Genomic DNA, 23,613 nt, shown 5'->3' on the forward strand with positions numbered 1-23,613 from the left:
CCTCCCGCGAAGTGACGGTCTTCACGCCCCATCGTGATCGCCGGGCATCCGGCGGAGTATCCGCATGATGACTGCAGTCAGATTGCCGATACCCCTCGGGGCAGCGCCCGCATCAGCATGCGTCCATGAGCATGAACACCGACTCCGCCGACGTGGGGCGCTCGCCGATTCTGGACGCCGCCCAGCTCGACGTCCTGCGCGCCTACGGCAGCGAGCGGGACATGGCCGCAGGCGAGGTGCTCTTCGCCGAGGGCGATGAGATCTACGATCTGATCGTGCCGCTGGCGGGCACGGTCGACATCGTGCAGGGGTACGGCAAGCCGGCAGCCTCCGTCGTGGTCAGCTACGGCCCGGCGGAGTTCCTAGGCGAGATCGGCCTGCTCACCGGTCAGCGCGTCTTCCTCAGCGCGGTCGCCACCTCCGACGGGCGCATCCTCATCGTCCCGGTGGCGCAGGTGCGCCAGGTGATGGCGCACGAGCCGGGCCTGAGCGACCTCATCCTGCGGACCTTCCTGCTGCGCCACTCCATCCTGATGCGCCGCAGCACCGGCCTGACCCTGATCGGTTCGCGCTTCGACGGCGACACCCGGCGGCTGCTGGAGGTCCTGGCGCGTAATCGGCTGGTGTGGAACTGGCTGGATCTGGAGAGCGCGCCCGAGGCCGAGCGGATCCTGCGCTGCCTGGAGATCCCCGTCACCGAGCTGCCGATCGTCATCGTGCCGGGAGGGCTGGTGCTGCGCAATCCCGGCAGCCGCGCGCTGCTGGAGGCCTTGGGCATCTCCGGCGAGAGCGGCGCGCACCCGCCGGGGACCTGCGACCTGCTGGTGGTCGGCGCGGGCCCGGCCGGACTGGCCGCGTCGGTCTTCGGCGCCTGCGAGGGGTTAGCCACCACGCTGGCGGAGGACGCCGCGCTTGGCGGGCAGGCCGGAACCTCCTCCCGCATCGAGAACTACCTCGGCTTCCCCGCCGGGCTGTCCGGCGAGGAGTTGACCGCCAGAGGGACGCTCCAGGCCCAGAAGTTCGGCGTCCGGATCAAGCTGGCCGCCAAGGCCACCGCGCTGTCGTTGCAGGACGGCCTCCACCAGGTCACCTTCGACGACGGCCAAGCCGTACAGACCAAGGCCGTCATCATCGCCACCGGCGCCCACTACAACCGGCTCCCGGTGGAGCGGCTGGCGGAGTACGAGGGTGTCGGGGTGTACTACGCGGCGACCCAGGCTGAGGCCCTGGCCTGCGGTGACGGTCCGGTCGCGATCGTGGGCGGCGGCAACTCCGCAGGACAGGCCGCGCTCTTCCTCAGCCAGACGTGCGCGCGGGTGCACCTGATCATCCGCCGGGAGGCGCTGGCGGCCACGATGTCGCGTTACCTGGTCGACCGGATCGAACGCGAACCGCGCATCGTCGTCCAGTCCTCGACTCAGATCACAGCTCTCACCGGAACCGGCCGCCTCGATGCCGTACGGCTTGGCCGTACCGGCGAAGCGGAGCAGGAGCTGGCGGTGGCCGGGCTGTTCGTCTTCATCGGTGCCACGCCCGGGACCGGGTGGCTGGCGGGCCAGCTCGCGCAGGACGCCGACGGCTTCTTGCTCACCGGGGACGCCATACCGGCTGACCGGACTGAGCACGAGGGGCAGCCGGTGTTGTTCCTGGAGACGAGCAGGCCGGGCGTCTTCGCGATCGGCGATGTGCGCAGTGGCGCGGTCAAGCGGGTCGCGGCAGCCATCGGCGAGGGGTCGGTGGCCGTCCGCCTCGTCTTCGAACGTCTCCAGGCCTCAGGCCTGGCATGAGCGCATCCACCACTCACCAACCCCAGGGAGAACCATCATGACCAGAAGTGATGAATCACTACTGACGGTTGCCGAGGCCCGGAGAATCTCCGCGCCGCTCTACGAAGCGCTGAACCGGCCGGCCGAGAAGGACGTCCCTGCCCTGCTCGCCGCGGCCTGCCAGGACGACTACCGCTCTTACCACACCAACCAGGATTTCCTCACCCGTGATCAGCTCGCCGAAGTCTTCCAGGACCTGGGCAAGACCGTGCCGGACCTGGCCTGGCGGGTTGTCGGCATCACCGTGGTCGACGACTTGATCATCGTGCGTGGTGAGGCGACAGGTACGCCGATCGCAGAGTTCTGGGGAGCGGCGCCGACGGGAAAGTCGTTTCGGACGATGGCCATCGACCTGTTCACCGTTCGCGAGGGGCGGCTGGCCACGGCCCATCACATCGAGAACTGGATGACCGCCCTTCAACAACTGCGGGTTGAATAACCCGGCCCGGGGCGCGGTGCCGAGTCCCCGTACGGCAGAAAGTCCCCGTGCGACGGCGAGTGCGGTGCGAGCGGCCAGTCCGGCGACGCCGACCGGAACAGGTCGGGCCGGTCGCCATCGCCAGGAAGGATCACGCGGGACAGACGGTGGGTGCTGTTGTCCACTGAGGTGATGGCGTAGGAGAGCGCCACAAAGGCCACGCGGGCCTGGGAAGCGGGCGCATGCCCGCCCCGGGTGGCCGACCGCGGCCGAAGCGTGGACGAGCTGCGATGACGTCGATGCGTCATGTTCGCGATGCCCGCCGCCAGGCAGGACGATCAGATCGTCATGTGCTGAGGAAGGCGGTGACATCGGCGGCGAACTCGGCGTGGTGCTGGAAGAGGAAGCCGTGCGCCGAGTCCGGGTAGATCTTGACCTGGGCGTGCGGGATGAGCCCGGCGAGCAGGTGGGAGTAGTGCGGCAGGATCATCGGATCCTGATCGCCGTTGGCCACCAACACCGGCATCGTCAGGCTGCTCAGCCGCTGGAGCCGTCCGTGGTCGGGCAGGCCCCAGGTGCAGATCGCGTCGTATTGTGCTTGGCGGGTCGCCCAGGTGGTCGGCGCGTCGCGGTCCGCCGTACGGGCATGGATGCGGCCCAGCACCTCGCCGCCCGCTTGCCTGCTCGTGGGCGAGGCGGTGAAGAAGACACCGAGGTAGTCCTGCGGGCTGGTCTCCGGTGCGCCGATGGCGCCGATGACCTGCGGCGCCCAGCCGTGCATCCCGGCGGCCCCCTGGGGTGCCGAGGAGGCGAGGACCAGCCGCCTGACCTGGGCCGGTCTGGTCAGGGCGAGCTGTTGGGCGACGAAGCTGCCCAGGGAGAAGCCCAGCAGGTCGATCTGGTCGAGGTCCATGGCGGCGATGAAGGCGATGGCGTCGTGGGCCATCTGCTCGACGGTGTTCGGCGTCGTCCCGGTCGAGCCGCCCACGCCCGCGTTGTCGAAGGCGATGACCCGCCGGGAGGTCGCCAGCGCGTCGACGAGGGCGGGATCCCAGTTGTCGAGGTTGCCGCGGAAGTGCTGCAGGAGCACGAGCGGCACCGTGTCCGCAGTGCCGGGGCCGGTATCGCGGTAGGCGTAAGCAACACCGTTGTCGGCCTTGACCTGGTCGTTGGGCAGGCTGGCATAGGAGGGCATGACGCCCATGGTCGGCTCCGTGGCGACGGGGCGGCATCCGTATTGTGACTGCACCTATATTGAGCGGGATGACAGCAGGACAAGCCGCTCTGATCGGCAGGGCGGCGGAGCTCGCCCGATTAGACGAACTCCTGGCCACCCCGGACGAGCATGGCCACGTCCTGGTCGTGCTGGGCGACCCCGGGATGGGCAAGAGCGCGCTGCTGTCCCAAGCGTCCGGTAGAGGCAAGGCCGCCGGGATGCGCGTGCTCGAGGCGGCCGGCCGGGAGTCGGAGCAGGACCTGGCCTTCGCTGGGCTGCACCAGCTGCTGCTGCCCAAGCTGGACCGCCTCGCGGAGCTGCCCGCGCGCCAAGCTGACGCCATACGCGGAGCGTTCGGGCTCACCCAGGACCCGGTACCGCCCGATGCCCTGCTGACGGGCATCGCCGTGCTCACCCTGCTGTCGATGATCGCCGACGATGCGCCGCTCCTGCTGATCGTCGATGACGCTCAGTGGCTGGACACAGCCTCGCTGGGCACGCTCGCCTTCGTGGCCAGGCGGCTGGCGTCGGAACCGATCACCCTCCTGGCCGGAGCACGCGGCAGCATTCCGCCCACCGGCTTCGATCGGGATATCCCGGTGATGGCATTGCAGCCGCTCAGTCTCCCCGAGGCCGGACGACTGCTGCAGGCTCAGCCGCACTCGCCGCGTGGCCGCGCCCGTGAGCTCGTCCTGGCCCAGGCCGTCGGCAACCCGCTGGCCTTGATCGAGCTGACGAAGGCCGTGGCCGCCGATCAGGACGCGGGCCGTCACTGGGAGGCGGAGGTGCTCCCGCTGACCAACGTGCTCACCGGCGTGCTGGCCGCCCGCTACGCCGCCCTGCCCGACGACACACGCCGGGCCCTCCTGCTCACGGCTGCCGCCGACAGCCCAGACCGCACAGTTCCTGGACTGTCCGCCGAGGTTCTCGCCCCGGCGGAGCTCGCTGGGCTGATCCGCCTGGACCAGCGAGGCGCGCACTTCAGCCACCCGCTGGTGCGATCGGCCGTCTATCACGCCGCGCCGTTCGCCGAACGGGCCGCCGCGCACCGGACCATCGCGGCAGCCCTCCTCGAGGAGCCCGACCGGCGTGCCTGGCACCTGGCAGCCGCCTCGCTCGGAACAGACGAGAACGTGGCCGCCCTGCTGGAGGCCAGTGCCGCCCGAACCCAGCGCCGTGGTGGGGCAGCCGCCGCGGCCCGCGCCCTGGAACGCTCTGCCGAACTGAGCGTGAGCGGGCAAGACAAGGCCCGCCGCCTGCTCGGCGCCGCCGGGCTGGCGCTCTCGGCCGGCCAATCCGACTGGGTTCGCGAACTCGCCGGCAAGGCCCTCACCCTCACTTCAGACCAGGACGCGCGCATCACGGCCCGGCTAAACATCGGCTGGTCGCTGCTGTGGTCCAACCGCAACTCCGAAGCCCTCGACACCCTCCTGGCCGTCGCCGCTGAAACTCTCTCCTACCGGCCCGCCATCGCCTGGGACGCCCTCGCGCTGGCGGCCACTGTCGCTCACCAGACCGCCCTGGCCGAGGAGCGAGCAAAGGTCCGGGCGGTCCTGAACCTCCTGGAAGGTACGGCTGCGCGCCCAGAAGAGCTCGCCCAGATCGAGGAATACCGGCTGTGGATCGGCGCGTGCATCGGCTCCTTCAGCGACAGACCCGAAGCGGCCACACAACTGCGCCTCGTGGCCGACCGGCCCCTGCGCGAGCCGTCCATGGTGGGCGGAGCGGCTTGGATCCTCGATGAGACCGAGATCGCCATCAAAGTCCTGCGAACCGAGCTGGATCGGCTGCGGGCACCCGGCGTCCGTGGCGCCAGCGGCGCCACCCTGTCCGTCCTGGAATGGGCCTACATCGACAGCGGCCGCTGGGACGAAGCCCTCGCCGCCGCGCGCGAGGCGGCCGACATCGCCTCCGCCTACAAGATGGAGACCGTCGCCGGCTCCGCCGACCTGACCGCGGCCACCATCGCCGCCATGCGCGGCGACCACGACCAGGTGCCGCCGCTCCTGCAGCAGGTCCTGACCACGCTGGATGTGAGCGAATACGGCGGGTTCGCCGCCCGAGCCTGGCACGCCGCCGGGCTCGACGCCCTCGCCCGCGGCAGCTACCAGACCGCCTACACGCAGCTCAGCAAGCACTTCAAGGTCAACGGCGTCCCTCTGCACCACAACTTCTCCTACCTCGCCATCGCTGATTTCGCCGCTGCCGCGGCGCGCGCCGGCAAACAGGAGGAGGCAGCCGCGCTCCTGGAGCAGGTGCTGGCCCGGATGGACTTCACACCCGGACCCCGGTTCGAACAGCTCGCGGCCCGAGCCCGCGGCCTGCTCGCCGACCCTGCCGACGCCGAGATCCACTTCGTTGCCGGGCTGTCGGACCCAGCAGGGGCTCGCTGGCCCTTCGACCGCGCCCAGCTGCAAGTCGACTACGGACAGTGGCTACGGCGGCAGCGACGCATCAACGACGCCAAACCGTTCTTCGTAGCAGCACTCGACACCCTCGTCCTGCTCGGCGCGGCTCCCTGGGTATGGCGGGCCGAGGGCGAGCTACGCGCTTGCGGAATCAGCGTCCACACCCCGTCCGCCTCGCCCGGGATTCTGTCCCGGCTCACCGCCCAGCAGCGCGAGATCGTCACCCTCGCCGCCAGCGGCCTCACCAACGCCGAGATCGCCGACCGCCTCTACCTGTCACCCCGCACGGTCGCCTCACACCTCTACCGCTCCTTTCCGAAGCTCGGCATCTCCAACCGCAACCAGCTCCGCAATCTGATCGACGGCTCGCCGCCCTGACGGAGTCACCACCACACCCCGTCAGCTGGGTCCCGGGCGGGATCGCGTATTTCGGGTGCCACACCGGCAGGAGCCAACGATCGAGTGATCTGTGTTTCCTCTTGATCGCCTGGAAGAGGTCACTGTTGTGGACGCCGGGACGTAGCGGCTCCATGGGCTTCCGGCCGCGCTGGCGAGCCGGGTAGCGGTTCCCGCCCGACCACGCACGGCTGCGCCGGCCGGTCGGCTCAGGGCCTACCTGATTGGTGATCATTAACGTAGGCTGGCGCTCGCCCGCTGAGGGAAGGGAGCGAGCTCATCGCTGACGTGGCCGGCTTCGCACAGGTGCTGCGCCTGCATCGGCAGGCGGCCCGGTTGACGCTGGAGCAACTCGCCGAAGCCTCCGGGGTCAGCGCCCGCACGCTGTCGGACCTGGAACGCGGCCGTAGCAAGAGCCCGCAGCACCGGACCGTCACCGCCCTGGCCGACGCTCTGTCGCTGGGGCAGGCCGATCGTGAGCGGTTCCTCGGCCTGGCCCGCGAGGGCCGGTTGCGGGATCACTGGGCCCGCCCGACCGGTCTGGGTGAGCTGCCCCGGTCGGTGGATGACTTCACCGGCCGCGACGCCGAGCTGGCCTGGATGGACGACTTCGTGCACGCCGGTGACGCGCCGGGGGCAGCCGGGGTCGCGCTCGTCACCGGGGCGGCCGGGCTGGGCAAGACGACCTTCGCCGTCCGGGCCGCACATGTCCTGCGCTCCGCCTTTCCCGGCGGGGTGTTCTTCGTGGACCTGTTCGGCATGTCGGCCCAGCCACTGGCCGCCGATGACGTACTGGCGCAGGTGCTGCGCGCGCTCGGCACGGCCGAGCGGCAGATCCCTCGCGATGTCCTCGAACGCGCCTCGCTCTACCGCTCGCTCCTGCGGGAGCGGCGAGTGCTGGTCGTGCTCGACAACGCCAGGTCGGAGGAGCAGGTCCGGCTGCTGCTGCCGGGCGGCGGGTCGAGCAGGGTGCTCGTGACGAGCCGGCGATTGCTGGCCGGGCTGGAGGGGGTGCAGCGGCTGGGCCTGGGCCCGCTGCCGTCGGGGGAGGCAGCCGAGCTGCTGACCGGGATCCTGGCCAAGCGCGGCTCCGCCGACGGTGAGGCGGCGATCGGTGAGCTCGCTCGATTGTGCGGCGGTCTGCCGTTGGCGTTACGCATCGTGGGCAACCGGCTGGTCAGCCGGCCTGGCTGGAGCGCCGACGGCTCGCGTCCCGGCTGGCTGACGAGGAACGCCGCCTGGGCCAGCTCCGGGCGGGAGACCTGAAGGTCGCCAACGCGTTCGGGATGTCGTACGAGCAACTGGCCGCGTCCGCGCGTCGGGTCTTCCGGCGACTGGCCCTGGTGCCCGGCCACGACTTCGACGCGGCCCTGGCCGCGGTCGTCGCCGGGGTCTCGATCGCGCAGGCATGGGACGCGCTGGACGAACTGGTCGACCTCGGCCTGCTGCACGACAGTGCTTCGGGCCGTTACCGCTTCCACGACCTGGTACGACTGTTCGCCCGTGAGCGGTTGCACGCCGAAGAGCCGGCGGCCGACCGCGAGGCGAGTGCCGAGGCCATGATCTCGTGGTTGCTGCGCATGGCCGTCACGGCCGGGCGGTGGTTCGAGCCCGCCCATGGCGGCCGGCCGGCCGCCGATCTCTCCTCGCCGGAAGAGGCGGAACGCTGGCTGCGCGCCGATGCCGACAACTGGCTGGGCGCCTTATGGCAGGCGGCCGGGGACGGGCGGCACGCGCTCGTGCTGGAATGCGCCGAGTCGATGCACTGGTTCTCCGACCGCTGGATGTACTGGCCGTTTTGGGAGGAAGTGTTCACACTCGGCGCGCGGGCGGCTGAGGCGCTGGGCGACGCGGCTCAGCAGGCCACCCAGCTCAACTACCTGGCCTGGGTTCATCTGGTGCCGCCCACGGACCTGCAAGGGGTGCTGCGGCTGGCGGCCCAGGCGCTGGACCTGGCCACCCGGAGCGGCTCCCAGGCGCAGATCGCCTGGGCACACCAGTACGCGGGGACGGCGCTGCGGCAGCTCGGCCGGCTCGGTGAGGCCGCCGACTCGCTGACGATGGCGGCGCGGATGTTCCACGCCGACTCCGACATGGACGCCTACGTCCAAAGCCTTAACGCCCTGGGTGACATCCTCGTCGCGGACGGGCGCCACGAGGCGGCGCTGGAGCAGTTCCGTCAGGTGCTGTCCTTGGTGGATGACAAGGATTCGGGCATGTCGCTGGACATAGCCGCGTTCACCCGGTCGCAGACTCTGCCCCGGATCGGCCACTGCCTGAGCCTGCTCGGCCGTCCCGTCGAAGCGATCGGCATGCTGAACGAAGCCATCACCCTGCTGGAGAAGTTCAACGCCCACAGCTCGCAAGCCCGCGCGCTCGAGACGTTGGCGGGCATCCTGGCCGGGGAGGGCCGCGGTGAGGAGAGTCGCCACACCTTTGCTCGGGCGGCAGAGATGTTCGACATGATCGGTGAGGGACAGGCGGCGGCGCGCTGCCGCGACCAGGCGGTCGTTCAGGGCTGAACCGCTCATGACGGCAAGGTTCGTGATCTCCGGCGCGACAGTTCGGCGCCGTCCGCGTCTCCATGCGGGCCCCGAAGTGATGAGCGCGACTCGTTCGGGACCCGCATGTGTCGTTACAGCTCGGTGTGGTTCCAATCGCCGCTCGGGCCCTCTTGCGGAAGGTTGAGGTTGAGCAGGATCAGGGCCAGGTAGCGTGCCACGTCGTTCCAGGTGTAGAGCGTGCCTACCCCGTTCACGGTGAGCGGTGCGGAGCCGGGGTTTCCGGAGATTCGCTGCCCGAAGCCGGAGATCGCCGCCCAGCTGTTCTCCAGGTACTGCTGCAGAACGGGTAGTCCGTTGTAGTAGTTGTTCCAGTTCAGCATGATCGCGGACATGACGCCGTACACGTCGTTGAACCGGGCGGCCTCCGCGGTGTACTGGATCATGAACAGTAGCGAGCGCGCCACGTCCACCTGGTTGCCGCCGTAGGGGTTGGTCGTCCATGCCAGGTTGAAGACGGAGTTCCACAGGTCGTTGAAGGAGATGGGCATGTTCTCCCGCCCACGGCCGGCGGCCTGGACCATGGAGTTGTAGTTGCTGCCGAATCCCAGGGTGGAGACGGCTCCCACGCCGTTGCTGGGGATGTTCTGCAACGTGTGGGCGAGGCTGAAGTCGGCGTCGTTGAACTGGAACGTATCGCCATGGGTGTTGGTGAATCCCCGTACGTACAGGTCGTTCGGGGTGATCCACAGATCGAGGTGGGTGTCGCCGTTGGCCAGACTGAGCCGGATCAGGCTGTTGAAGTCGGTGTACTGCGCTGCCCGTACGCCGTTGCGGTAATCGTGACCGGCGGCGGCACGGAGGCTGTCGATGAGCTGGAAGTATTGGCTCTGCGAGCTTGCGCTGGGATTGTTGAGGTTCATGTAGACGTGCGTGATGCTGTTGGCGGGGACATCGGCTCGGGCGCTGCCGGTGCCGCCGATGATGACACCTACGAAGACCAGAAGTGATGCCCCCATCGTGAGCAGCGTCTTCCTCATCGGTCGTGAAACTGATGACCTTGGCATGTCGTGTCTCCTATCTGGACGACTGCGAGGGTTGCCCCTCTTCGCGCATGTCAGGTGACTCACGTCGGTTCTCGTCCTGCACGGCGGCGTCGAGGGCGCCCAGGACGCCGAGCTGCGCCAGGATCACCGTTCCTGACGGGTAGCAGTCGAAGCGCCTGATCTTGTCGTCGACCAGCTCCCACACGTCGCAGCAAGGGGCGTCCATGCGCTTCCCGGTGGGCGGGAGGACGCCTCCGGCCGTGGTCAGCGGGCCGTCGTGCGTGCCTTGGAGTGCGAGCTGTACCACCACGATGTCGCCGCTGACGTAGAACTCGTGGAGCTCGCGGTGCATGTCGGGAAACGCCTTGGCAAAGTTCTCCAGCGGGAAGGCCCGATTGGCTCCCCGGTAGGTGACGCCGGCGGACATGTCGGTGAACGTCCCGTCCTCGGTGAAGACCGCGAGCCAGCCCTCGCTGTCCTTCTCCTCGGCGATCCGGTAGGCCCTGCGGATGATCTCTTCGTTGGTCATGTCAGTTGGCCGGCGTTCCGTCGAAGTCGATGGTCAGGTGAGTGCCGTCGCAGAACGGCTTGTTGCCCGACTGGCCGCACCGGCACAGGGACATCTCATCCGGATGCGCGATCTCCCGGCCGTCGGCGTCGGTCAGCTTCACCGGGCCGGTCACCAGGTAGGGCCCGTCCTCGGTCAGGGTGATGGTCACTTCGTCAGCCATGGGCTCAGGGTCGTGGCCGAGAAGGTGATCGGGCGTCACTTGATTCCGGTGATTTCGGGAGATTTTGGGTTACGCTGGCCCCACGATGATCGACCGTCGTGATCTGGTCGCCGCGCTGGACCGTGCCGCGCGGAAGGCGGTGACGATCATCTCCGCGCCCGCGGGCAGCGGGAAGACCACCCTGCTGAAGTCCTGGATCGCCGGCCTTGGCCGGTCGCGCCGTGTCGTGTTCACGACAGTGCGGCCCGGCCAGCAGGACGCGCAGCTCTTCTGGCTCACGCTCCTGGGAGCGGCGGGCGGGTCCGCGGAGCCCGCTCCCGGGTTCGACGGCGGGGCGATGGTCGACCGGGTGCGGGAGCAGCTCGGCGCGCCGGCTGTACTGGTCATCGACGATCTCCACGAGCTCGGCTCCACCGAAGCCCTCAGCCAGCTCACCATGCTGCTGACGACGTTGCCCCACGAGGTGAACGCCATCCTCGCCACCCGCCGCGACCCTCCGCTGCGTCTGCACCAGCTCAGGCTGGCCGGAGAGCTGGCCGAGCTTCGCGCCGCGCAGTTGCGTTTCACCGAGGCGGAGACTCGCGAGTTTCTGACGGCGTCGGGAATCGTACTGACCGACCGCTCGGTGGCGGAGCTGCACCGGCGGACGGAGGGCTGGGCGGCGGGGCTGCGGCTGGCGGCGCTCTCGCTCGCCGGCCACCCGGATCCCGAACGGTTCGTGGCCGCGTTCTCCGGCAGCGAAAGGACGGTCGCGGAATACCTGGTCGCCGAGATGCTGGAGCGGCAGCCGGCCGACGTCCAGCGGCTGCTCCTACGGACGTCGCTGCTCGATCGGGTCAACGGCGAGCTGGCCGACCTGCTCACCGGCGCCTCCGGGTCGGAGCGGATCCTGCTGGAGCTGGAGGACGCGAACGCGTTCGTCGTGTCGCTCGACCCGGAACGCACCTGGTTCCGATACCACCACCTGTTCGGCAGCCTGCTCCGGCTGGAGCTGCGCCGTACGTCTCCGGGGGAGACGGGCAGCCTGCACAGGATCTCGGCGCGGTGGCTGACCACGCACGGGCAGATTGTCGAGGCGGTCGGGCATCTGCAGGCCGCGGGCGACTGGCCCGAGGCGGCGCGCCTGCTCGCCGATCACGCGTTCAGCCTGACGCTGAACGGCCAGGCGGGGACCGTCCGCACACTTCTCGCCGCCTTTCCGGACAGGACGGACGAGGCGCTGGCCCTGGTGTTCGCGATCTCCGACCTCGACCAGCTGCGCCTGGCGGAGGCGGCGGCGCGGCTGGAGATCGCCAGGCCGTACGCGGCGCCGCCGGCGATCGCCTCGCTGGAGCTGCTGCTGGCCAGGCTCCGGGGTGACTTCGCCACCATGCTCGGACACGTCGCCCCGGCCAAGGCCGAGACCGGCGCGGACGTCGCGCTCGGCGGTGACCTGCGCGTCCTGGCGCTGCTGAACCTCGGCGTCGCCGAGGCGTGGTCGCTGCGCTTGGCCGAGAGCCGCCGCCACCTGCGGGAAGGTGCAGCTCTCGCCCGCGAGCTCGGCCGGCCCTACCTTGAGGTGGCCTGCCTGGCGCAGCTCGGGTTCGCCTCGATGGTCCCGTCACCGGCCGTCGCCAAGCAGCGGTGCGAGGAGGCGATCGCGCTGGCCGGACAGTACGGCTGGGCCGAGCGGCCGGTGATCGCCCCGGCGCTGGCGACGCTGGCCGGAATCATGATCTGGCGAGGCGAGTTCGGCGAGGGCGAGCAGTGGCTCGACCGCGCCCTGTGCGCCACGCGATCCGGCAGCGAGCCCGGACTCCGGCTGCTGCTGCACCTGATCGCCGGGATGCTGCACGCCGGGCGAGGCCGTCACGGCGAGGCGTTGGAGGAGTTCGACGCCGCCATCGGCGTCCAGGCCGGCATGACCGGTGAGCATGCGTTGTCGGTGCGGGTCATCGCCTGGAACATCGCCACCCGGGCCCGCCTCGGCCTGCCCGGCGAAGCGCCCGCCGTACCGGATGGCGAGATCCGTAACGCGGCGGCGGTGATCCGCTTGACCGAGGGCGATCCCCGGGGCGCCCGGGAGGCACTACGGCAGGTGCTGAACGGAGAGGCGCCCGTCAAGCACGTCCTCACCCTGATCGAGGCGCATCTCCTGGACGCGCTCGCCCATCACGACCTGGGCGATCAACGGGCCGTGCGGGAAGCGGTCGAGCGGGCACTGGACCTGGCCGAACCCGAACGGCTCATCCTGCCGTTCGCCATGACCGGTGCCTGGGAGCTGCTGGAGAGCCTGCCGCCGCACGGAACCTCGCACGCCGCGCTCGTCGCCGACATCCTCGACGCGGTCCGGGGCATCGCCCCCGCCCCGCGGCCGGTCGAGGAACTCAGCCCCAGCGAACTGCGCGTGCTGCGCTTCCTGCCGACCAACCTCACCCGGCCGGAGATCGCCCAAGAGCTGACGGTCTCGTTGAACACCGTCAACACCCACCTGCGCAGGATCTACGCCAAACTCGGCGTCACCGACCGCTCAGGAGCCGTACGGCGTGGCCGCGAGCTGCGGTTGCTCACCGGATCCTGGCGATGACGGTTCACCTGCCGGGTCCGGACGATGGTCTCGTGGACAACTACCTGATCCGGGTCGGCGGTCATCTCGGCCCGATCACCCTGGCGGCCTTCCCCGCGTTGGCGGCCCGGCTGGAGGGGCCCGACACGGTGCTCACCGGCCCGCTGCCCGACAGCCCGGCGTTGTACGGCGTGCTCGCCCAGCTCGAATCGCTCGGCCTCGACCTCATCGAGCTGCGCAGGCTCCGGATCACCTGAATCAGGTGACGTCCCCTCACCTGATCGGCGATCAGCCTGGAGCGCGTGAAACTGACCGTGAACGGTGCCGAGGTCGAGGTCGACGATCGGCACGCGAAGACGCCGCTGCTTTGGGTTCTGCGGGACGTGCTGGGGCTGACCGGGACGAAGTACGGCTGTGGCATCGGCTACTGCGCCGCCTGCACCGTCCTGATCGACGGGGCCAACGCCAAGGCGTGCCAGACTCCGGCCGAGCGTGTGGTGGGAAAGGCCGTCACCACCGTCGAAGGAGCGTCGGGCCCGGTCGTCGACGCGGTCCGCGACGCCTGGCACCGCGGCAACGTCGTCCAGTGCGGGTACTGCCAGCCCGGGCAGACGCTGGCCGCGGCGGCGCTCCTGGACAAGGACCCGGCGCCCGACGACGCCACCGTAGCCCGGTGGATGAACGGGAACCTGTGCCGGTGCGGCACCTACCCGCGTATCAGGCGGGCGATCAGGGAAGCCGCCGCGGGCGGTCACCCCGAGCCGCTGCGAGCACGTCCGGAGCCGGAGCCGCGCCCGCTGACGCCCGAGGACCTCGCCGACCCCGTCCATCCGTACATCCGCATCGGCGAGGACGGGACGATCGTCGTCCACTCCAGCCAGATCGAGATGGGCCAGGGGATCCATACGGCTCTGGCCACCATGGTCGCGGAGGAGCTCGACGCCGACTTCGGGGCCGTTCAGGTCGTCAACGCCGCCAACGGGTCCTTCCCCGGCGGCGACGTCTACGGCAACCCGGAGACAGGCGGCTTCTTCCAGCTCACCGGTGCCTCCACCTCGACCAAGGGCGCCTGGGGCCGCTACCGGCTGGCGGCGGCCACGGCGCGGGCGCGGCTGGTCGCCGCCGCCGCGCAGGCGTGGCAGGTGCCGCCGGAGGAGATCCACACCGAGTCGGGCGTTCTGTCCCACCCCGGCGATCTGTCGCATCCTGGCGGTCGCAGCGCCGGTTTCGGCGAGTTCGCCGCGCGCGCCGAGCGGCTGCCTGTCCCCGCGGACATCCGCCCGAAGGACCGGAAGGGCCACCGGCTCATCGGCCGCGAGGGCAGGCTGCGCGTCGACGCTCCGGCGAAGATCCTCGGCACTGCCCGCTTCACCATCGACGTGCGGCTGCCAGGCATGTTGACGGCCGTGGTGCTCCATCCGCCGCGGTTCGGTGCGGCGGCGGCCAGGGTCGGCGCGCTCGGGGAGCCGGGTGTCGTCGCGGTCGTGCCCGTCAGCGAGGGCGTCGCCGTCGTGGGGGAGTCCTTCGACGCCGCCCAGCGCGGGCTGCGCGCCCTGAACGTGGAGTGGGACGACGAGCACGCCGAACGGCGCAGCTCGGAGGAACTGCTCGCCGAGCACCGGCGGCTGGTGCAGTCGGGGGAGCGGGCCGTGGTGGCGCGCGAGGACGGCGACGTCGAAGCCGCCCTGGCGGCGGCGGAGCACCGGATCGACGCGCTGTACGAGCTGCCCTACCTCGCGCACGCGCCGATGGAGCCGAACAACGCCGTGTGCCGCATGGGCGACGACGGCGTCCTCGAGGTCTGGGCCGGTACGGAGTCTCCCGAGTACACGCGTATGGCCGCCTCGGCCGCCGCGGGTATCGACAAGGACCGGGTCAGGGTGCACGTCACGTACGCCGGAGGCTCGTTCGGCCTGCACAGCAGCGCGGAGAAGGACCCGACCACCGAAGCCGTGGAGATCGCCCGCGCGCTCGGCTGGAAGCACCCGGTCAAGGTCCAGTCGCCGCGTGAGGAGGAGTTCAAGGCGGGACGCTACCGCCCGATGGCCGTCCACCGCGTCCGCGCCGGCGCCGACGCGCAGGGCCGACTCACCGCGCTGCACCAGCAGATCGCCGCCCAGCCGACGTCGATCAACCTGCCCTACGTGCGCGACGTGATGTTCACGAACGGGGTCGACTTCTTCACCACCACAGGGGCGGCCGACCCGCCGTACGCGATGCCGAACTTCAAGCTGGAGTCCACCAACGTCGAGTCCGGCGTGCCCACGATGGTGTGGCGCTCGGTCGGCAACTCCCACACCGAGTTCGCTCGGGAGTCGGCGCTCGACGAGCTGGCCGTGGCCGCCGGGCGGGATCCCGTGGACCTGCGCCGCGACCTGCTGGCGGACAACCCGCGCACCCTGCGGGCTCTTGAGCTGGCCGCGGACCGGGCCGGCTGGGGCACGCCGGTGTCCGCGGGTCGCGCGCGCGGCATCGCGTGCAGCAGCTTCCTGAGCCACAGCGCCCAGGTCACCGAGATCTCCCTCGACGCGCGTGGCCGCCTCCACGTCGAGCGGATCGTGTTCGCGCTCGACTGCGGCATCACCGTCAACCCCGACCTGGTCCGGTCCCAGGTCGAGGGCGGGCTCATCTTCGCGCTGAGCGCGGCCGCATGGGGCGAGGTCGTCCTCGGCGAGGGCGGCGAGATCGTCACGCAGAACTTCGACCGGTATCCGATCGTCCGCATGCAGTCGACGCCCGAGATCGAGGTGCTGCTGATCGACTCCGACGAGCCACCCACCGGGGTCGGTGAGGTCGCGGTTCCGACGGCCGCGCCCGCCTTGACGAACGCGATCTTCGCGCTGACCGGGACCCGGATCAGGCGGCTGCCCGTCGCACGTACCATCAAGATCAACTGATGGGCGCCTCGAATCGATCCGATCGGGACTCCACCATGGCTCCCGGACCACCGCGGACTTCCCTCTCGGGGCGAGGTCCGTGCGCAGTCGTCCGGCCGGTCGCCGTGAGCGTGTTATGGCCCCGCCGCGACGCCCGCATCCGCGCTCGGCGATCCCTCGACGTGGACGACAGGCCGGGGAGGACGCCGATGCGAGTGGCCGTCTCGCCGGACATTTCTGCGTGCTGTTCTGCATGGTCTGCCTGCTCGCCCGCGACTTGGATTGAGCGCACGGGGACAGGCGTCGGGCCTGTCCATCCAGGTCAGGAGTGACCATGACCACCATCAGGAACATCGTGCTCGTGCACGGTGGCTTCGTGGACGGATCCGGCTGGCAGGGCGTCTACGACGAGCTGACCAGGGACGGCTTCCGCGTCCACGTGGTGCAGAATCCGACGTTGTCGCTGGAGGACGACGTCGCCGTGACCCGCCGCGCACTGGACTCCCTCGACGGCCCGGCCGTCCTGGTCGGCCACTCCTACGGCGGCGTCGTCATCACCGAGGCCGGCACCCACCCCAACGTCGCCGCTCTCGCCTACATCGCCGCCTTCGCCGCCGACAAGGGCGAGTCGGTCAACACGCTGATCGCCGACCCGCCGCCCGGCGCGCCGGTGCCGCCGATCCTGCCCCCGGCCGATGGGTTCCTGTTCCTCGACCGGGACAAGTTCCACGGCTCGTTCGCCGCGGACCTGCCCGCCCAGACCGCCGCGTTCATGGCCGACTCCCAGGTGCCGTGGGGCGTGGACGCGCTCGGCGGCACGGTCACCGAACCCGCCTGGCGGCACAAGCCCACCTGGTACCTGGTCTCCACCGAAGACCGCATGATCCCGCCCCCGGCGCAGCGCGCGATGGCCGAGCGAGCGGGCGCGATCGTCGTTGAGGTCATCGGCAGCCACGCCGTGTACGTCTCCCAGCCCGCCGCCGTCGCCGACCTGATCCGCCAGGCCGCAGCCTGACGACGACACAACACCAGAAAGATCGTTGATATGAACCGATTCCGCGTCACCAGGGCCCTGGCCGTCGCCGCCGCGCTCGTCCTGTCAGTGGCGGTGACCGGACCGGCCGGCGCCGCTTCGGCCGCCGGCTCCGGGAGCAAGCCCACCATCGTCCTGGTCCACGGCGGTTTCGCCGACGCCTCCAACTGGAACGGCGTGATCCAGCGGCTCCAGCGCGACGGCTACACCACGATCGCCCCGGCCAATCCGCTGCGCGGGCTGCCCACCGACGCGCCGTACATCGCCAGTGTGCTGAAGTCGATCGAGGGCCCGATCGTGCTGGTCGGACACTCCTACGGCGGCGCCGTCATCACCAACGCCGCCGCCGGGATCGACAACGTCAAGGCGCTGGTCTACATCGCCGCGTTCGTCCCCGACGAGGGCGAGCAGCTCGGTGTACTGATCAACAAGTACCCCGGGACACAGATCCCCGCCGCCGTGCGGGAGGTGCCGTACCCCGGTGGCACCGATCTGTACCTGCGGCCCGACAAGTTCCGGGCCGCGTTCGCCGCCGACCTGCCTGCCTCCGTCACCCGGATCATGCAGGCCACCCAGCGGCCCTTCAGCGCCTCTTCCTTCACGGACGCCACCACGGCCGCCGCCTGGCACGACATCCCCTCGTGGGGTCTGGTCGCCACCGAGGACAAGGCCATCCCGCCCGCGCTGGAGCGCTTCTTCTACCAGCGTGCCAAGGCCCACGTCGTCGAGGCCAAGGGCGCTTCCCACGTCGCGATGATCAGCCAGCCGGACCTGACCACGCGCCTCATCGAGTCCGCGGCCAAGGCGACCGACTGACCGGCGACCGCGAACTCCACCCGGTCCCGTGTTACACGGGGCCGGGCCCGCGTGCCTCAGCCCCTCGGGGTGTCGGTGATGCCGGCGGCGACCTTGACCGAGGTCCTGCCGGTGCCCGCGATGCCGTTGACGCCGGCGGGCAGGCCGTTCGGGGCGGCGAAGAACTCGACCACGACCGGGCCGTTCTTCCTTCGTACGCCGCGGTGGATGTGGCCGTTGGTGGGTGCGGCGATCCGCTTCCATACGGTGGCGAAGTGTGCCCGGGCGCCGTTCGCCCAGGCTGCGCGGCCGTCCTTGTCGCCGACCACCGTGCCAGGTGCGGGAACCTCCTGGCGGCCATCGGCGGTCGAGCCCGCGTCGACGGTGATGCCGCCGGAGAACAAGGCGTAGGCGCTCGCCAGCGAGGAGAACGCTGCGCCGGATGGGGGAGGCGAGCTCTCTCGACCGCACGATCTACCCCGCGGTCCCGCTGCACGTCGAGTACTCCCTCACCGAGTTGGGCCGCAGCGTGACGGTGCCGCTGGCGATGGTGCGCGAGCCTGCTCACGCCGTTCCAGCCGTCCTCGGCGAGGAGGACGGCGCCGAGAGCGGCGGCCTCCCCGGCGAGCGTTGCCCGCGTTCGCCGAACTGGACGGCAACCCCAGCAGCCAGGTGAGCAGATTCCACAAGATCGCGCCGACCAGCCCGGCGAACAGCATCGGCGGGGTCACCCAGGGTCTCGTCCACGATCCCGCCCGAGACCGTCTTGGCCACCTCCACCGACAGGAACGCGCCGGCCAGGTTCAGCACGGCCGCGATCGTCACCGCCACCCTCGGCCGCAGCGCACCGGTGGCGATGGAGGTGGCCATCGCACAGGCCGTGTCATGGAAACCGTTGGTGAATCGAAGACCAGCGCCGTGATGATCACCACGACGACCAGGAACGTCGCGTGCTCCATGTCCTCTCCTCGCGGTCATGAGGGAGCCCGGCCCGCCGAGCCGCGGGTCTGGCGCTCAGATCTCCTGCCTGAGACGGCCAGAAACTGCTCATGACGGAGCGAGGGTCGGATGCCGCCTTCGCCTCAGGCGGTGGTAGGCCGCTTGGGCGGCTCTATGTCCTGGAACGAGCTGGGCAGGTGGCCGGCGATGCCGGCTCGAGGCGCTGCACCGGCTGCGGCTGGGGTCCGGACGGCCAGGCATCGACGTGGTCGGACAACTCGCCAACGCGGTACTGCCACCGGCTCCTGCCCTTCGCATCGACGCCCGCGTAGACGAACGCCACGTCGCCGGCGGTGGCCGCGTCCGCGGCAGCGCTGTCCAGTCTCGCCGCCAGTTCGGCCAGTCTCGCCGCCAGTTCTGCCAGGATCCGCCAGCCCGGCGAGGTCCCGCAGTAGCCCAGGATCACCTTGCTGCCATCCGTCAAGGCGGCAGACAGCACGTCGTCACCGCCGGCGTCCGCCGCTTCGGCGCGGGTGCCGCTCACCCGCCAGTTGTTCACGGTCATGGACACGATGCGGTCGGCGCGCACCAGGCCCACCGCCTCAGTGCAGAGCCACACCCGGTGCAGCGCCGTCGTCGGTTCGGGCGTCATGCTCGCCTCCCTCGGCCTGGCCCGGCATCGCGGTGCCCGCGGTGACCGCGGCGGCCCGCCAACGCGACCGCGTCCAGCACGGCGGCCGGGCGCTCGCGCGCGCCCGGCTCCAGGCCGACTTCGCCGGGCTGGTGAATGAGCAGGTCCAGGTGTGGGGCCAGGCGCCGGCAGGCGTCGGCCGGGCCATGGGCCGGGGCGGCGGAGATCACGCCGGTGACGGTACGCCAGACCTGGCGTGCACAGAGCGTCAATGGCGCAACGTCCCTGCCATAGGCCTTCGCCAAGACCTTGGCCAGAAGCGACGTTAGGGCTGCAGCGGCCGAAAGGCCCGACCGGCACCGGGTTCGGTGCCGTTGCGCTGATGTTGAACCGGGGATACTCGTGATTTCAGCCGCCTGGTCTCGGTGCGGTGTGGGTTTCGCGCCCATCCGTATTGATTACTGTGAGTTCTCACCTGAGGTGGCGGGTTCACCGTCGGTCCGCGTCTGCCGGACGCCCCGGAGGCGGCGTGTCGTCGTTCGTCAGCGAGGTGTGTCCGCTGAGGGCTGCAGTGCCCGGTACTGTTTGCGGCGCAGCCGGATGTCAACGCGTCACAGGATCTCGATGGCGTCGACCTTCGGCGGGCGGTTCGGGTAGCTGATGTCGGTCCAGCGGTTGATCCTCACCGAGTCGCCGTTGGCGTCGGAGTAGATCAGGTCGTTGTTGCCGGTGGAGATCCGGTCGACCCACCATCCGCCGAAGTTCATCTTTCCGCGGTTGGCGAAGCATCTGACGCGGTCGGTGCCGTTCATGTGCGACCAGATCTTCAGGAAGTTCTCGCCGGCACGGCATTCGACTTCGTTGATGGCGAAGGCGGGGCTGGCCGGAAGGGTGAGGGTGAGGGTGGTGATTGCGGTGAGGGTGGCCAGTGCGGCCAGAGTGCGTCGCATGATCGGGGTTTCCTCGTCAGTTCTGGGGGTGCGGGGGTGGCAGGCGCCGCCCTCGACTAACCATGAACGTACTGTAGTTGATTGACTACTAGCTGCAATGGGAGGTCGTTGTGGCTTGTCGTTGGGCGTGCGTAGCCGACCAGCGCCGGTCGCCAGGGTGCGACGCCGATCGAGGGAGAAGCCGTGCGTAAGGAATGGACGGCGGCTATCGGTCGGACAGGGTCTCGGCGGCCTGGGGGATGACGCTCGCCACCGCGGCGGGGTTGGAGAGGTAGACCGCGTGGCTGCCAGGCGTCTCGGTGACAGTTGAGCCCGCACGTTCGGACATGGCGCGCTGAGAAGGCGACGGGATCATCCGGTCGTCGGTGGCGACCAGGTACCAGGACGGTTTGCTCCGCCACGCCGGCCTCGCCACTGCGCCGGCGAGGGCGTCGATGCCCCACGGCACCCGGGAATCGGCCATGAACGCCGCGGCCGCGGCGGGGACGTCGGCGGGGCGATTGCCTGACAGGTAGGCGATCTGACACCGCAGGCGGATTTGCGCATTCGTTTGAGCCGGCTGTTGATGGCGGCCACGTCCTCCGCGAGGTACGACATGAACCCGCAGGTGCGGTCGTGATCGCGTCTGGGTACGCTCAGCCGGCCCCGCGCCCCTCCACAGGAAAGGCCACCTCGTCCAGGGCCGCGAGCCGAAGCGCGCTGCTCGCCAGTTCTAGATGGTTCTAGACGGGACGGTGATGGACGTACTCCACCACTGTCCCGTCGGGGTGCCGGGCGTTGAAACCGGCTCCGGTCGGCACGTCCTGAAGCGGGAACACGATCTCCGCGCCCTCAGCCACCAGCCGCTCGTAGTACGGCCGCACGTCGTCCACCAGCAGGGTGCCCACAGTGTCCCGGAACGGGCGCAAGGCCGCCTCGTCACCGGAGATGATCAGGAACGCCCCCACCGTGGCCAACTCCAGCCCCACCGCCGCGAAGGCGAACCGCGCGTCGACCGCCGTCCTCTGCAACCGCTCGTAGAAGTCGATGCTCTGGTCCAGTTCCTCAGACGGCACGAACACCCGGATCAGCACGCGGGGTTCGGCCAGGTCGGAGGAGTCGTCGCGCAGTCGCCACATGTCATCGCTCATGGCATCCAGAGTGGCGCCGGGCGCCGCCGACAGGCAGGGGAGAGTTCATGGGATGAGTGGCACTCATAGGCTGTCGGTCATGAACGAGACCCTTCGCCGCGAGCTCGGCGCCCACCTGCGCGCGGCCCGCGAGGTCGTCGACCCGGCGAACGTGGGTCTGACCGGCGGCGGGCGGCGGCGTACCCCCGGACTGCGCCGCGAGGAGGTCGCGACGCTGGCCGGGGTCAGCGTGGCCTGGTACACCTGGCTGGAGCAGGGCAGGGCGAGCACCACCCGCCAGGTGCTGGACGCGATCTGCCGGGTGCTCGGCATGGACACGGCGGCGCACCGCCACACGCTGGCACTGGCCGGGTTCCTGCCCGCCTCCCCGGCAACGGCCGCGGGCGCGGCCGTGCTCGGGGCGCCGACCCGGACACTGCTGGACAGTTGGACGTCCACACCGGCCGCGGCCGTGGACGTGCGCTTCGACGTGCTGGCCGGCAACGCCGCCTACCGGCGCTTCTGGGGCGATCCGGATAGCGTGCCGATCGAGCGGCGCAACCTTCTCATCATGCTCGCCACCTCCGGGGGCCACCGCCTGACCGACGCGGAGCCGCTGCTGCGCGGCCTGTACGAGCAGTTCCGGGCCAACATCGGGCACATCCCGGACGACCCACGCGCCGCGGCCGTCGTCGATCTCCTGAAGCGCGAACGGCCCGACGCGGGGCACTGGTGGAGCTGCCGGGCAGTGCGGGAGTTCGCCCCTGTCACGGTCGGCGGGTTCACGTTCTGCCTGCTGCGGCCGGTCGGCGAGGAAGGCGTCGTCATCTTCGCGCAGCTCCCGGCCTGACTGTCCGGAACCGCCGGATCAGGAGTCCTGAACAGGTAGCCCTGAACGCCTGCAAGCACGGCATCGATCCCGGCATGCTCGTCTTGTGTCGGGCGGGTAGGAGCGTCAGTTGAATGGCGCCCGGTCCTGCAAAGGGGGCGACCGGCAACGTGCTGCCTCTGTCACCCGTTTCCGGGCAGCACGTATCGGAACGTCGAGCCGTGATCGCTGACGTTCGGTGTGGTGTCTGTCTGCTATTCCTGGACGCGGAACAGGCCCCGGCCGCCGTACTTCTTGTGCACCGCCTGCTTGCTGATGCCCAAAGCGGCGGCGATCTCCGTCCAGTGGTCGCCCTGGGTCCGCGCCCGGCGGACCGCCACCGCCTCTTGTGCGAGCACTGCGATGCGGTCGCCCTCCATGCCGTCATCCCAGGTTGACGATTGGTGGTGCGTCAACCAAAGATGACGATGCGCAGACGTCTGGTCCGGGCCCGGTCCGGCACCTGATCACCCTGGGCGCCGACGCGTCCGCATCGACCAGTCCCGAACGGGCGCGAGCCCCCACCAGGGGGCCACGGTGTGCGCCGAGCGCTGGGGGCTCCCGTGTGCTGCTGACACTCTCGTGGCGGATTCACTGACCTTCGATGGCAGAACCCCCTGGCACTCGCGTGGCACTTGGCATAGGCGGGGAAGTGCCGGGTGCGTTCCGGGGTGACCGACACGGCGCCCGTTGAGCCGAGCGTGATGAGCGCGTGCCGCACGCCGCGCTCGAGGAACCAGGCGGCGGCCCGCTCGGCCGACTCGACGTCGATGACTTCCACGCCGGTCAGCGCCCTGGCCTCGCTCTCGTCGGGGGTGACGATGGCGACGTGCGGCCAGACGCGGTCGGGCAGGGGCCGCGCGGGCGCGGGATCGAGCACCACGGTCAGGCCGGTCCGCGCACCCGTCTCGGCCGTGTGACAGGCGACCTCCGCAGGGATTTCGAGCTGGAGGAGAAGCACGCGCGCACGGCCCGGATGCTCTCGTCCACCATCTCGGTGCCGAGGTCCGCGTTGGCGAGAGGGGTCATGACGATGTCGTTCTCACCCGACGCGTCCACCCTGATGTGCGCGACGCCCGTACGGTTGCCGACGGAGCGGACCTCCGACAACCCAACGCCGTGGGAGCGGAGCGCCGACGAGACGATCCCGCCGAACGGGTCCGTGCCGACGCAGCCGACCAGCCAGGTGGGCGCCCCCGCACGGGCGGCGGCGAGTGAAGGCGGTGACATCCGCGGAGATGCTCCCGACGACGACCCGTGCGGTTCCATGACGTTTCTCCTGTTTCGAACTGTCAACGCTGAGTCGAGCGTCCCCACAGGGGCTG

General features: G+C 70.2%; 25 protein-coding genes. 12 read left to right on the forward strand and 13 right to left on the reverse strand.

The window, feature by feature from the left end; genetic code table 11:
- The first annotated feature begins 125 nt into the window (after positions 1 to 125).
- Together ACWCSU_RS48285 and ACWCSU_RS48290 are read left to right on the forward strand one after the other, a co-directional pair.
- On the forward strand, positions 126 to 1,787 hold the full coding sequence (locus ACWCSU_RS48285; RefSeq protein ID WP_449943347.1) for an FAD-dependent oxidoreductase: 1,662 nt from the start codon (positions 126 to 128) through the stop codon (positions 1,785 to 1,787).
- A 37-nt stretch (positions 1,788 to 1,824) separates the two neighbouring features.
- Positions 1,825 to 2,265: an ester cyclase gene (locus tag ACWCSU_RS48290; protein WP_449943349.1), complete on the forward strand. Its 441-nt coding sequence runs from the start codon at positions 1,825 to 1,827 to the stop codon at positions 2,263 to 2,265.
- Between the two features lie 325 nt (positions 2,266 to 2,590).
- On the opposite strand, the gene ACWCSU_RS48295 is transcribed toward ACWCSU_RS48290, so the two are convergent.
- Entirely contained in the window at positions 2,591 to 3,448 is an 858-nt protein-coding gene (locus ACWCSU_RS48295; RefSeq protein ID WP_449943352.1) for an alpha/beta fold hydrolase, read from the reverse strand.
- A 59-nt stretch (positions 3,449 to 3,507) separates the two neighbouring features.
- Here ACWCSU_RS48295 and ACWCSU_RS48300 point away from each other — a divergent pair, with 59 nt between their 5' ends.
- The 3 genes from ACWCSU_RS48300 (at position 3,508) to ACWCSU_RS48310 (ending at position 8,786) form a co-directional block, all read left to right on the forward strand.
- The gene (locus ACWCSU_RS48300; protein ID WP_449943455.1) at positions 3,508 to 6,246 is read left to right on the forward strand and encodes an AAA family ATPase; all 2,739 of its coding nucleotides are present in this window, start codon (positions 3,508 to 3,510) and stop codon (positions 6,244 to 6,246) included.
- 306 nt (positions 6,247 to 6,552) lie between these two features.
- The gene (locus ACWCSU_RS48305) at positions 6,553 to 7,530 is read left to right on the forward strand and encodes a helix-turn-helix domain-containing protein (protein WP_449943354.1); all 978 of its coding nucleotides are present in this window, start codon (positions 6,553 to 6,555) and stop codon (positions 7,528 to 7,530) included.
- 77 nt (positions 7,531 to 7,607) lie between these two features.
- Complete coding sequence (locus tag ACWCSU_RS48310) at positions 7,608 to 8,786, forward strand: hypothetical protein (protein WP_449943356.1); 1,179 nt, start codon at positions 7,608 to 7,610, stop codon at positions 8,784 to 8,786.
- Between the two features lie 113 nt (positions 8,787 to 8,899).
- Here the strand turns inward: ACWCSU_RS48310 and ACWCSU_RS48315 are convergent, their stop codons facing one another.
- The 3 genes from ACWCSU_RS48315 to ACWCSU_RS48325 are packed head-to-tail and all read right to left on the reverse strand — an operon-like array spanning position 8,900 to position 10,542.
- Complete coding sequence (locus tag ACWCSU_RS48315) at positions 8,900 to 9,805, reverse strand: ribosome-inactivating family protein (RefSeq protein ID WP_449943358.1); 906 nt, start codon at positions 9,803 to 9,805, stop codon at positions 8,900 to 8,902.
- 37 nt (positions 9,806 to 9,842) lie between these two features.
- The gene (locus ACWCSU_RS48320; RefSeq protein WP_449943360.1) at positions 9,843 to 10,340 is read right to left on the reverse strand and encodes a nuclear transport factor 2 family protein; all 498 of its coding nucleotides are present in this window, start codon (positions 10,338 to 10,340) and stop codon (positions 9,843 to 9,845) included.
- 1 nt (position 10,341) lies between these two features.
- The gene (locus tag ACWCSU_RS48325; RefSeq protein WP_449943363.1) at positions 10,342 to 10,542 is read right to left on the reverse strand and encodes a CDGSH iron-sulfur domain-containing protein; all 201 of its coding nucleotides are present in this window, start codon (positions 10,540 to 10,542) and stop codon (positions 10,342 to 10,344) included.
- An 85-nt stretch (positions 10,543 to 10,627) separates the two neighbouring features.
- On the opposite strand from ACWCSU_RS48325, the gene ACWCSU_RS48330 reads away from it, so the two are divergent.
- From ACWCSU_RS48330 to ACWCSU_RS48350, 5 genes are all read left to right on the forward strand, one after another.
- Entirely contained in the window at positions 10,628 to 13,108 is a 2,481-nt protein-coding gene (locus ACWCSU_RS48330) for a LuxR C-terminal-related transcriptional regulator (protein WP_449943366.1), read from the forward strand.
- A 32-nt stretch (positions 13,109 to 13,140) separates the two neighbouring features.
- Positions 13,141 to 13,344 carry a hypothetical protein gene (locus ACWCSU_RS48335; protein WP_449943369.1) on the forward strand — a complete coding sequence of 68 codons (204 nt, stop codon included), beginning with the start codon at positions 13,141 to 13,143 and terminating at the stop codon, positions 13,342 to 13,344.
- A 45-nt stretch (positions 13,345 to 13,389) separates the two neighbouring features.
- On the forward strand, positions 13,390 to 15,984 hold the full coding sequence (locus ACWCSU_RS48340; RefSeq protein WP_449943372.1) for a molybdopterin cofactor-binding domain-containing protein: 2,595 nt from the start codon (positions 13,390 to 13,392) through the stop codon (positions 15,982 to 15,984).
- Positions 15,985 to 16,297: 313 nt separating this feature from the next.
- A complete protein-coding gene (locus ACWCSU_RS48345) occupies positions 16,298 to 16,978 on the forward strand; it encodes an alpha/beta fold hydrolase (protein ID WP_449943375.1) in 681 nt (226 codons plus the stop codon).
- A 30-nt stretch (positions 16,979 to 17,008) separates the two neighbouring features.
- A complete protein-coding gene (locus ACWCSU_RS48350; RefSeq protein ID WP_449943378.1) occupies positions 17,009 to 17,812 on the forward strand; it encodes an alpha/beta hydrolase in 804 nt (267 codons plus the stop codon).
- A gap of 56 nt (positions 17,813 to 17,868) precedes the next feature.
- On the opposite strand, the gene ACWCSU_RS48355 is transcribed toward ACWCSU_RS48350, so the two are convergent.
- Positions 17,869 to 18,195, reverse strand: coding sequence for a CHRD domain-containing protein (locus ACWCSU_RS48355; protein WP_449943381.1), 327 nt, complete (start codon positions 18,193 to 18,195; stop codon positions 17,869 to 17,871).
- Between the two features lie 29 nt (positions 18,196 to 18,224).
- Here ACWCSU_RS48355 and ACWCSU_RS48360 point away from each other — a divergent pair, with 29 nt between their 5' ends.
- Entirely contained in the window at positions 18,225 to 18,467 is a 243-nt protein-coding gene (locus tag ACWCSU_RS48360) for a winged helix-turn-helix transcriptional regulator (RefSeq protein WP_449943458.1), read from the forward strand.
- On the opposite strand, the gene ACWCSU_RS48365 is transcribed toward ACWCSU_RS48360, so the two are convergent.
- The 5 genes from ACWCSU_RS48365 to ACWCSU_RS48385 form a co-directional block, all read right to left on the reverse strand.
- Complete coding sequence (locus tag ACWCSU_RS48365) at positions 18,356 to 18,769, reverse strand: inorganic phosphate transporter (RefSeq protein ID WP_449943384.1); 414 nt, start codon at positions 18,767 to 18,769, stop codon at positions 18,356 to 18,358. The genes ACWCSU_RS48360 and ACWCSU_RS48365 overlap by 112 nt on opposite strands.
- Before the next feature lie 133 nt (positions 18,770 to 18,902).
- A complete protein-coding gene (locus ACWCSU_RS48370) occupies positions 18,903 to 19,382 on the reverse strand; it encodes a hypothetical protein (RefSeq protein WP_449943387.1) in 480 nt (159 codons plus the stop codon).
- A 590-nt stretch (positions 19,383 to 19,972) separates the two neighbouring features.
- Positions 19,973 to 20,311 carry a beta/gamma crystallin domain-containing protein gene (locus tag ACWCSU_RS48375; protein ID WP_449943390.1) on the reverse strand — a complete coding sequence of 113 codons (339 nt, stop codon included), beginning with the start codon at positions 20,309 to 20,311 and terminating at the stop codon, positions 19,973 to 19,975.
- Between the two features lie 205 nt (positions 20,312 to 20,516).
- On the reverse strand, positions 20,517 to 20,774 hold the full coding sequence (locus tag ACWCSU_RS48380) for an alpha/beta fold hydrolase (RefSeq protein ID WP_449943393.1): 258 nt from the start codon (positions 20,772 to 20,774) through the stop codon (positions 20,517 to 20,519).
- A 259-nt stretch (positions 20,775 to 21,033) separates the two neighbouring features.
- The gene (locus ACWCSU_RS48385; RefSeq protein WP_449943396.1) at positions 21,034 to 21,441 is read right to left on the reverse strand and encodes a VOC family protein; all 408 of its coding nucleotides are present in this window, start codon (positions 21,439 to 21,441) and stop codon (positions 21,034 to 21,036) included.
- A gap of 79 nt (positions 21,442 to 21,520) precedes the next feature.
- Between ACWCSU_RS48385 and ACWCSU_RS48390 the strand changes: the two genes are divergently transcribed.
- The gene (locus ACWCSU_RS48390; RefSeq protein ID WP_449943399.1) at positions 21,521 to 22,270 is read left to right on the forward strand and encodes a helix-turn-helix domain-containing protein; all 750 of its coding nucleotides are present in this window, start codon (positions 21,521 to 21,523) and stop codon (positions 22,268 to 22,270) included.
- Positions 22,271 to 22,503: 233 nt separating this feature from the next.
- Here ACWCSU_RS48390 and ACWCSU_RS48395 read toward each other — a convergent pair whose 3' ends face one another.
- Genes ACWCSU_RS48395 through ACWCSU_RS48405 form a run of 3 tightly spaced genes read right to left on the reverse strand, consistent with a single transcriptional unit; the run spans position 22,504 to position 23,518 of the window.
- Positions 22,504 to 22,647, reverse strand: a complete 144-nt coding sequence (locus ACWCSU_RS48395) for a hypothetical protein (RefSeq protein ID WP_449943460.1) — start codon at positions 22,645 to 22,647, stop codon at positions 22,504 to 22,506.
- A 53-nt stretch (positions 22,648 to 22,700) separates the two neighbouring features.
- Positions 22,701 to 23,249 carry a PfkB family carbohydrate kinase gene (locus ACWCSU_RS48400; protein WP_449943401.1) on the reverse strand — a complete coding sequence of 183 codons (549 nt, stop codon included), beginning with the start codon at positions 23,247 to 23,249 and terminating at the stop codon, positions 22,701 to 22,703.
- Positions 23,174 to 23,518, reverse strand: a complete 345-nt coding sequence (locus tag ACWCSU_RS48405) for a PfkB family carbohydrate kinase (protein WP_449943404.1) — start codon at positions 23,516 to 23,518, stop codon at positions 23,174 to 23,176. Before ACWCSU_RS48405 ends, ACWCSU_RS48400 begins: the two co-directional genes overlap by 76 nt.
- Positions 23,519 to 23,613 lie beyond the last annotated feature (95 nt).

This window comes from Nonomuraea sp. NPDC001699 (assembly GCF_053596455.1).

Bases quoted from the DNA above. Each gene is read 5' to 3' on its own strand.
- ACWCSU_RS48295 (WP_449943352.1), bottom strand. From the start codon at position 3,448: ATGGGCGTCATGCCCTCCTATGCCAGCCTGCCCAACGACCAGGTCAAG.
- ACWCSU_RS48320 (WP_449943360.1), bottom strand. From the start codon at position 10,340: ATGACCAACGAAGAGATCATCCGCAGGGCCTACCGGATCGCCGAGGAG.
- ACWCSU_RS48385 (WP_449943396.1), bottom strand. From the start codon at position 21,441: ATGAGCGATGACATGTGGCGACTGCGCGACGACTCCTCCGACCTGGCC.
- ACWCSU_RS48315 (WP_449943358.1), bottom strand. From the start codon at position 9,805: ATGAGGAAGACGCTGCTCACGATGGGGGCATCACTTCTGGTCTTCGTA.
- ACWCSU_RS48300 (WP_449943455.1), top strand. From the start codon at position 3,508: ATGACAGCAGGACAAGCCGCTCTGATCGGCAGGGCGGCGGAGCTCGCC.
- ACWCSU_RS48380 (WP_449943393.1), bottom strand. From the start codon at position 20,774: ATGGCCGATTCCCGGGTGCCGTGGGGCATCGACGCCCTCGCCGGCGCA.
- ACWCSU_RS48325 (WP_449943363.1), bottom strand. From the start codon at position 10,542: ATGGCTGACGAAGTGACCATCACCCTGACCGAGGACGGGCCCTACCTG.
- ACWCSU_RS48365 (WP_449943384.1), bottom strand. From the start codon at position 18,769: ATGACCGCGAGGAGAGGACATGGAGCACGCGACGTTCCTGGTCGTCGT.
- ACWCSU_RS48345 (WP_449943375.1), top strand. From the start codon at position 16,298: ATGACCACCATCAGGAACATCGTGCTCGTGCACGGTGGCTTCGTGGAC.
- ACWCSU_RS48290 (WP_449943349.1), top strand. From the start codon at position 1,825: ATGACCAGAAGTGATGAATCACTACTGACGGTTGCCGAGGCCCGGAGA.
- ACWCSU_RS48330 (WP_449943366.1), top strand. From the start codon at position 10,628: ATGATCGACCGTCGTGATCTGGTCGCCGCGCTGGACCGTGCCGCGCGG.
- ACWCSU_RS48370 (WP_449943387.1), bottom strand. From the start codon at position 19,382: ATGACGCCCGAACCGACGACGGCGCTGCACCGGGTGTGGCTCTGCACT.
- ACWCSU_RS48350 (WP_449943378.1), top strand. From the start codon at position 17,009: ATGAACCGATTCCGCGTCACCAGGGCCCTGGCCGTCGCCGCCGCGCTC.
- ACWCSU_RS48375 (WP_449943390.1), bottom strand. From the start codon at position 20,311: ATGCGACGCACTCTGGCCGCACTGGCCACCCTCACCGCAATCACCACC.
- ACWCSU_RS48285 (WP_449943347.1), top strand. From the start codon at position 126: ATGAGCATGAACACCGACTCCGCCGACGTGGGGCGCTCGCCGATTCTG.
- ACWCSU_RS48405 (WP_449943404.1), bottom strand. From the start codon at position 23,518: ATGTCACCGCCTTCACTCGCCGCCGCCCGTGCGGGGGCGCCCACCTGG.
- ACWCSU_RS48390 (WP_449943399.1), top strand. From the start codon at position 21,521: ATGAACGAGACCCTTCGCCGCGAGCTCGGCGCCCACCTGCGCGCGGCC.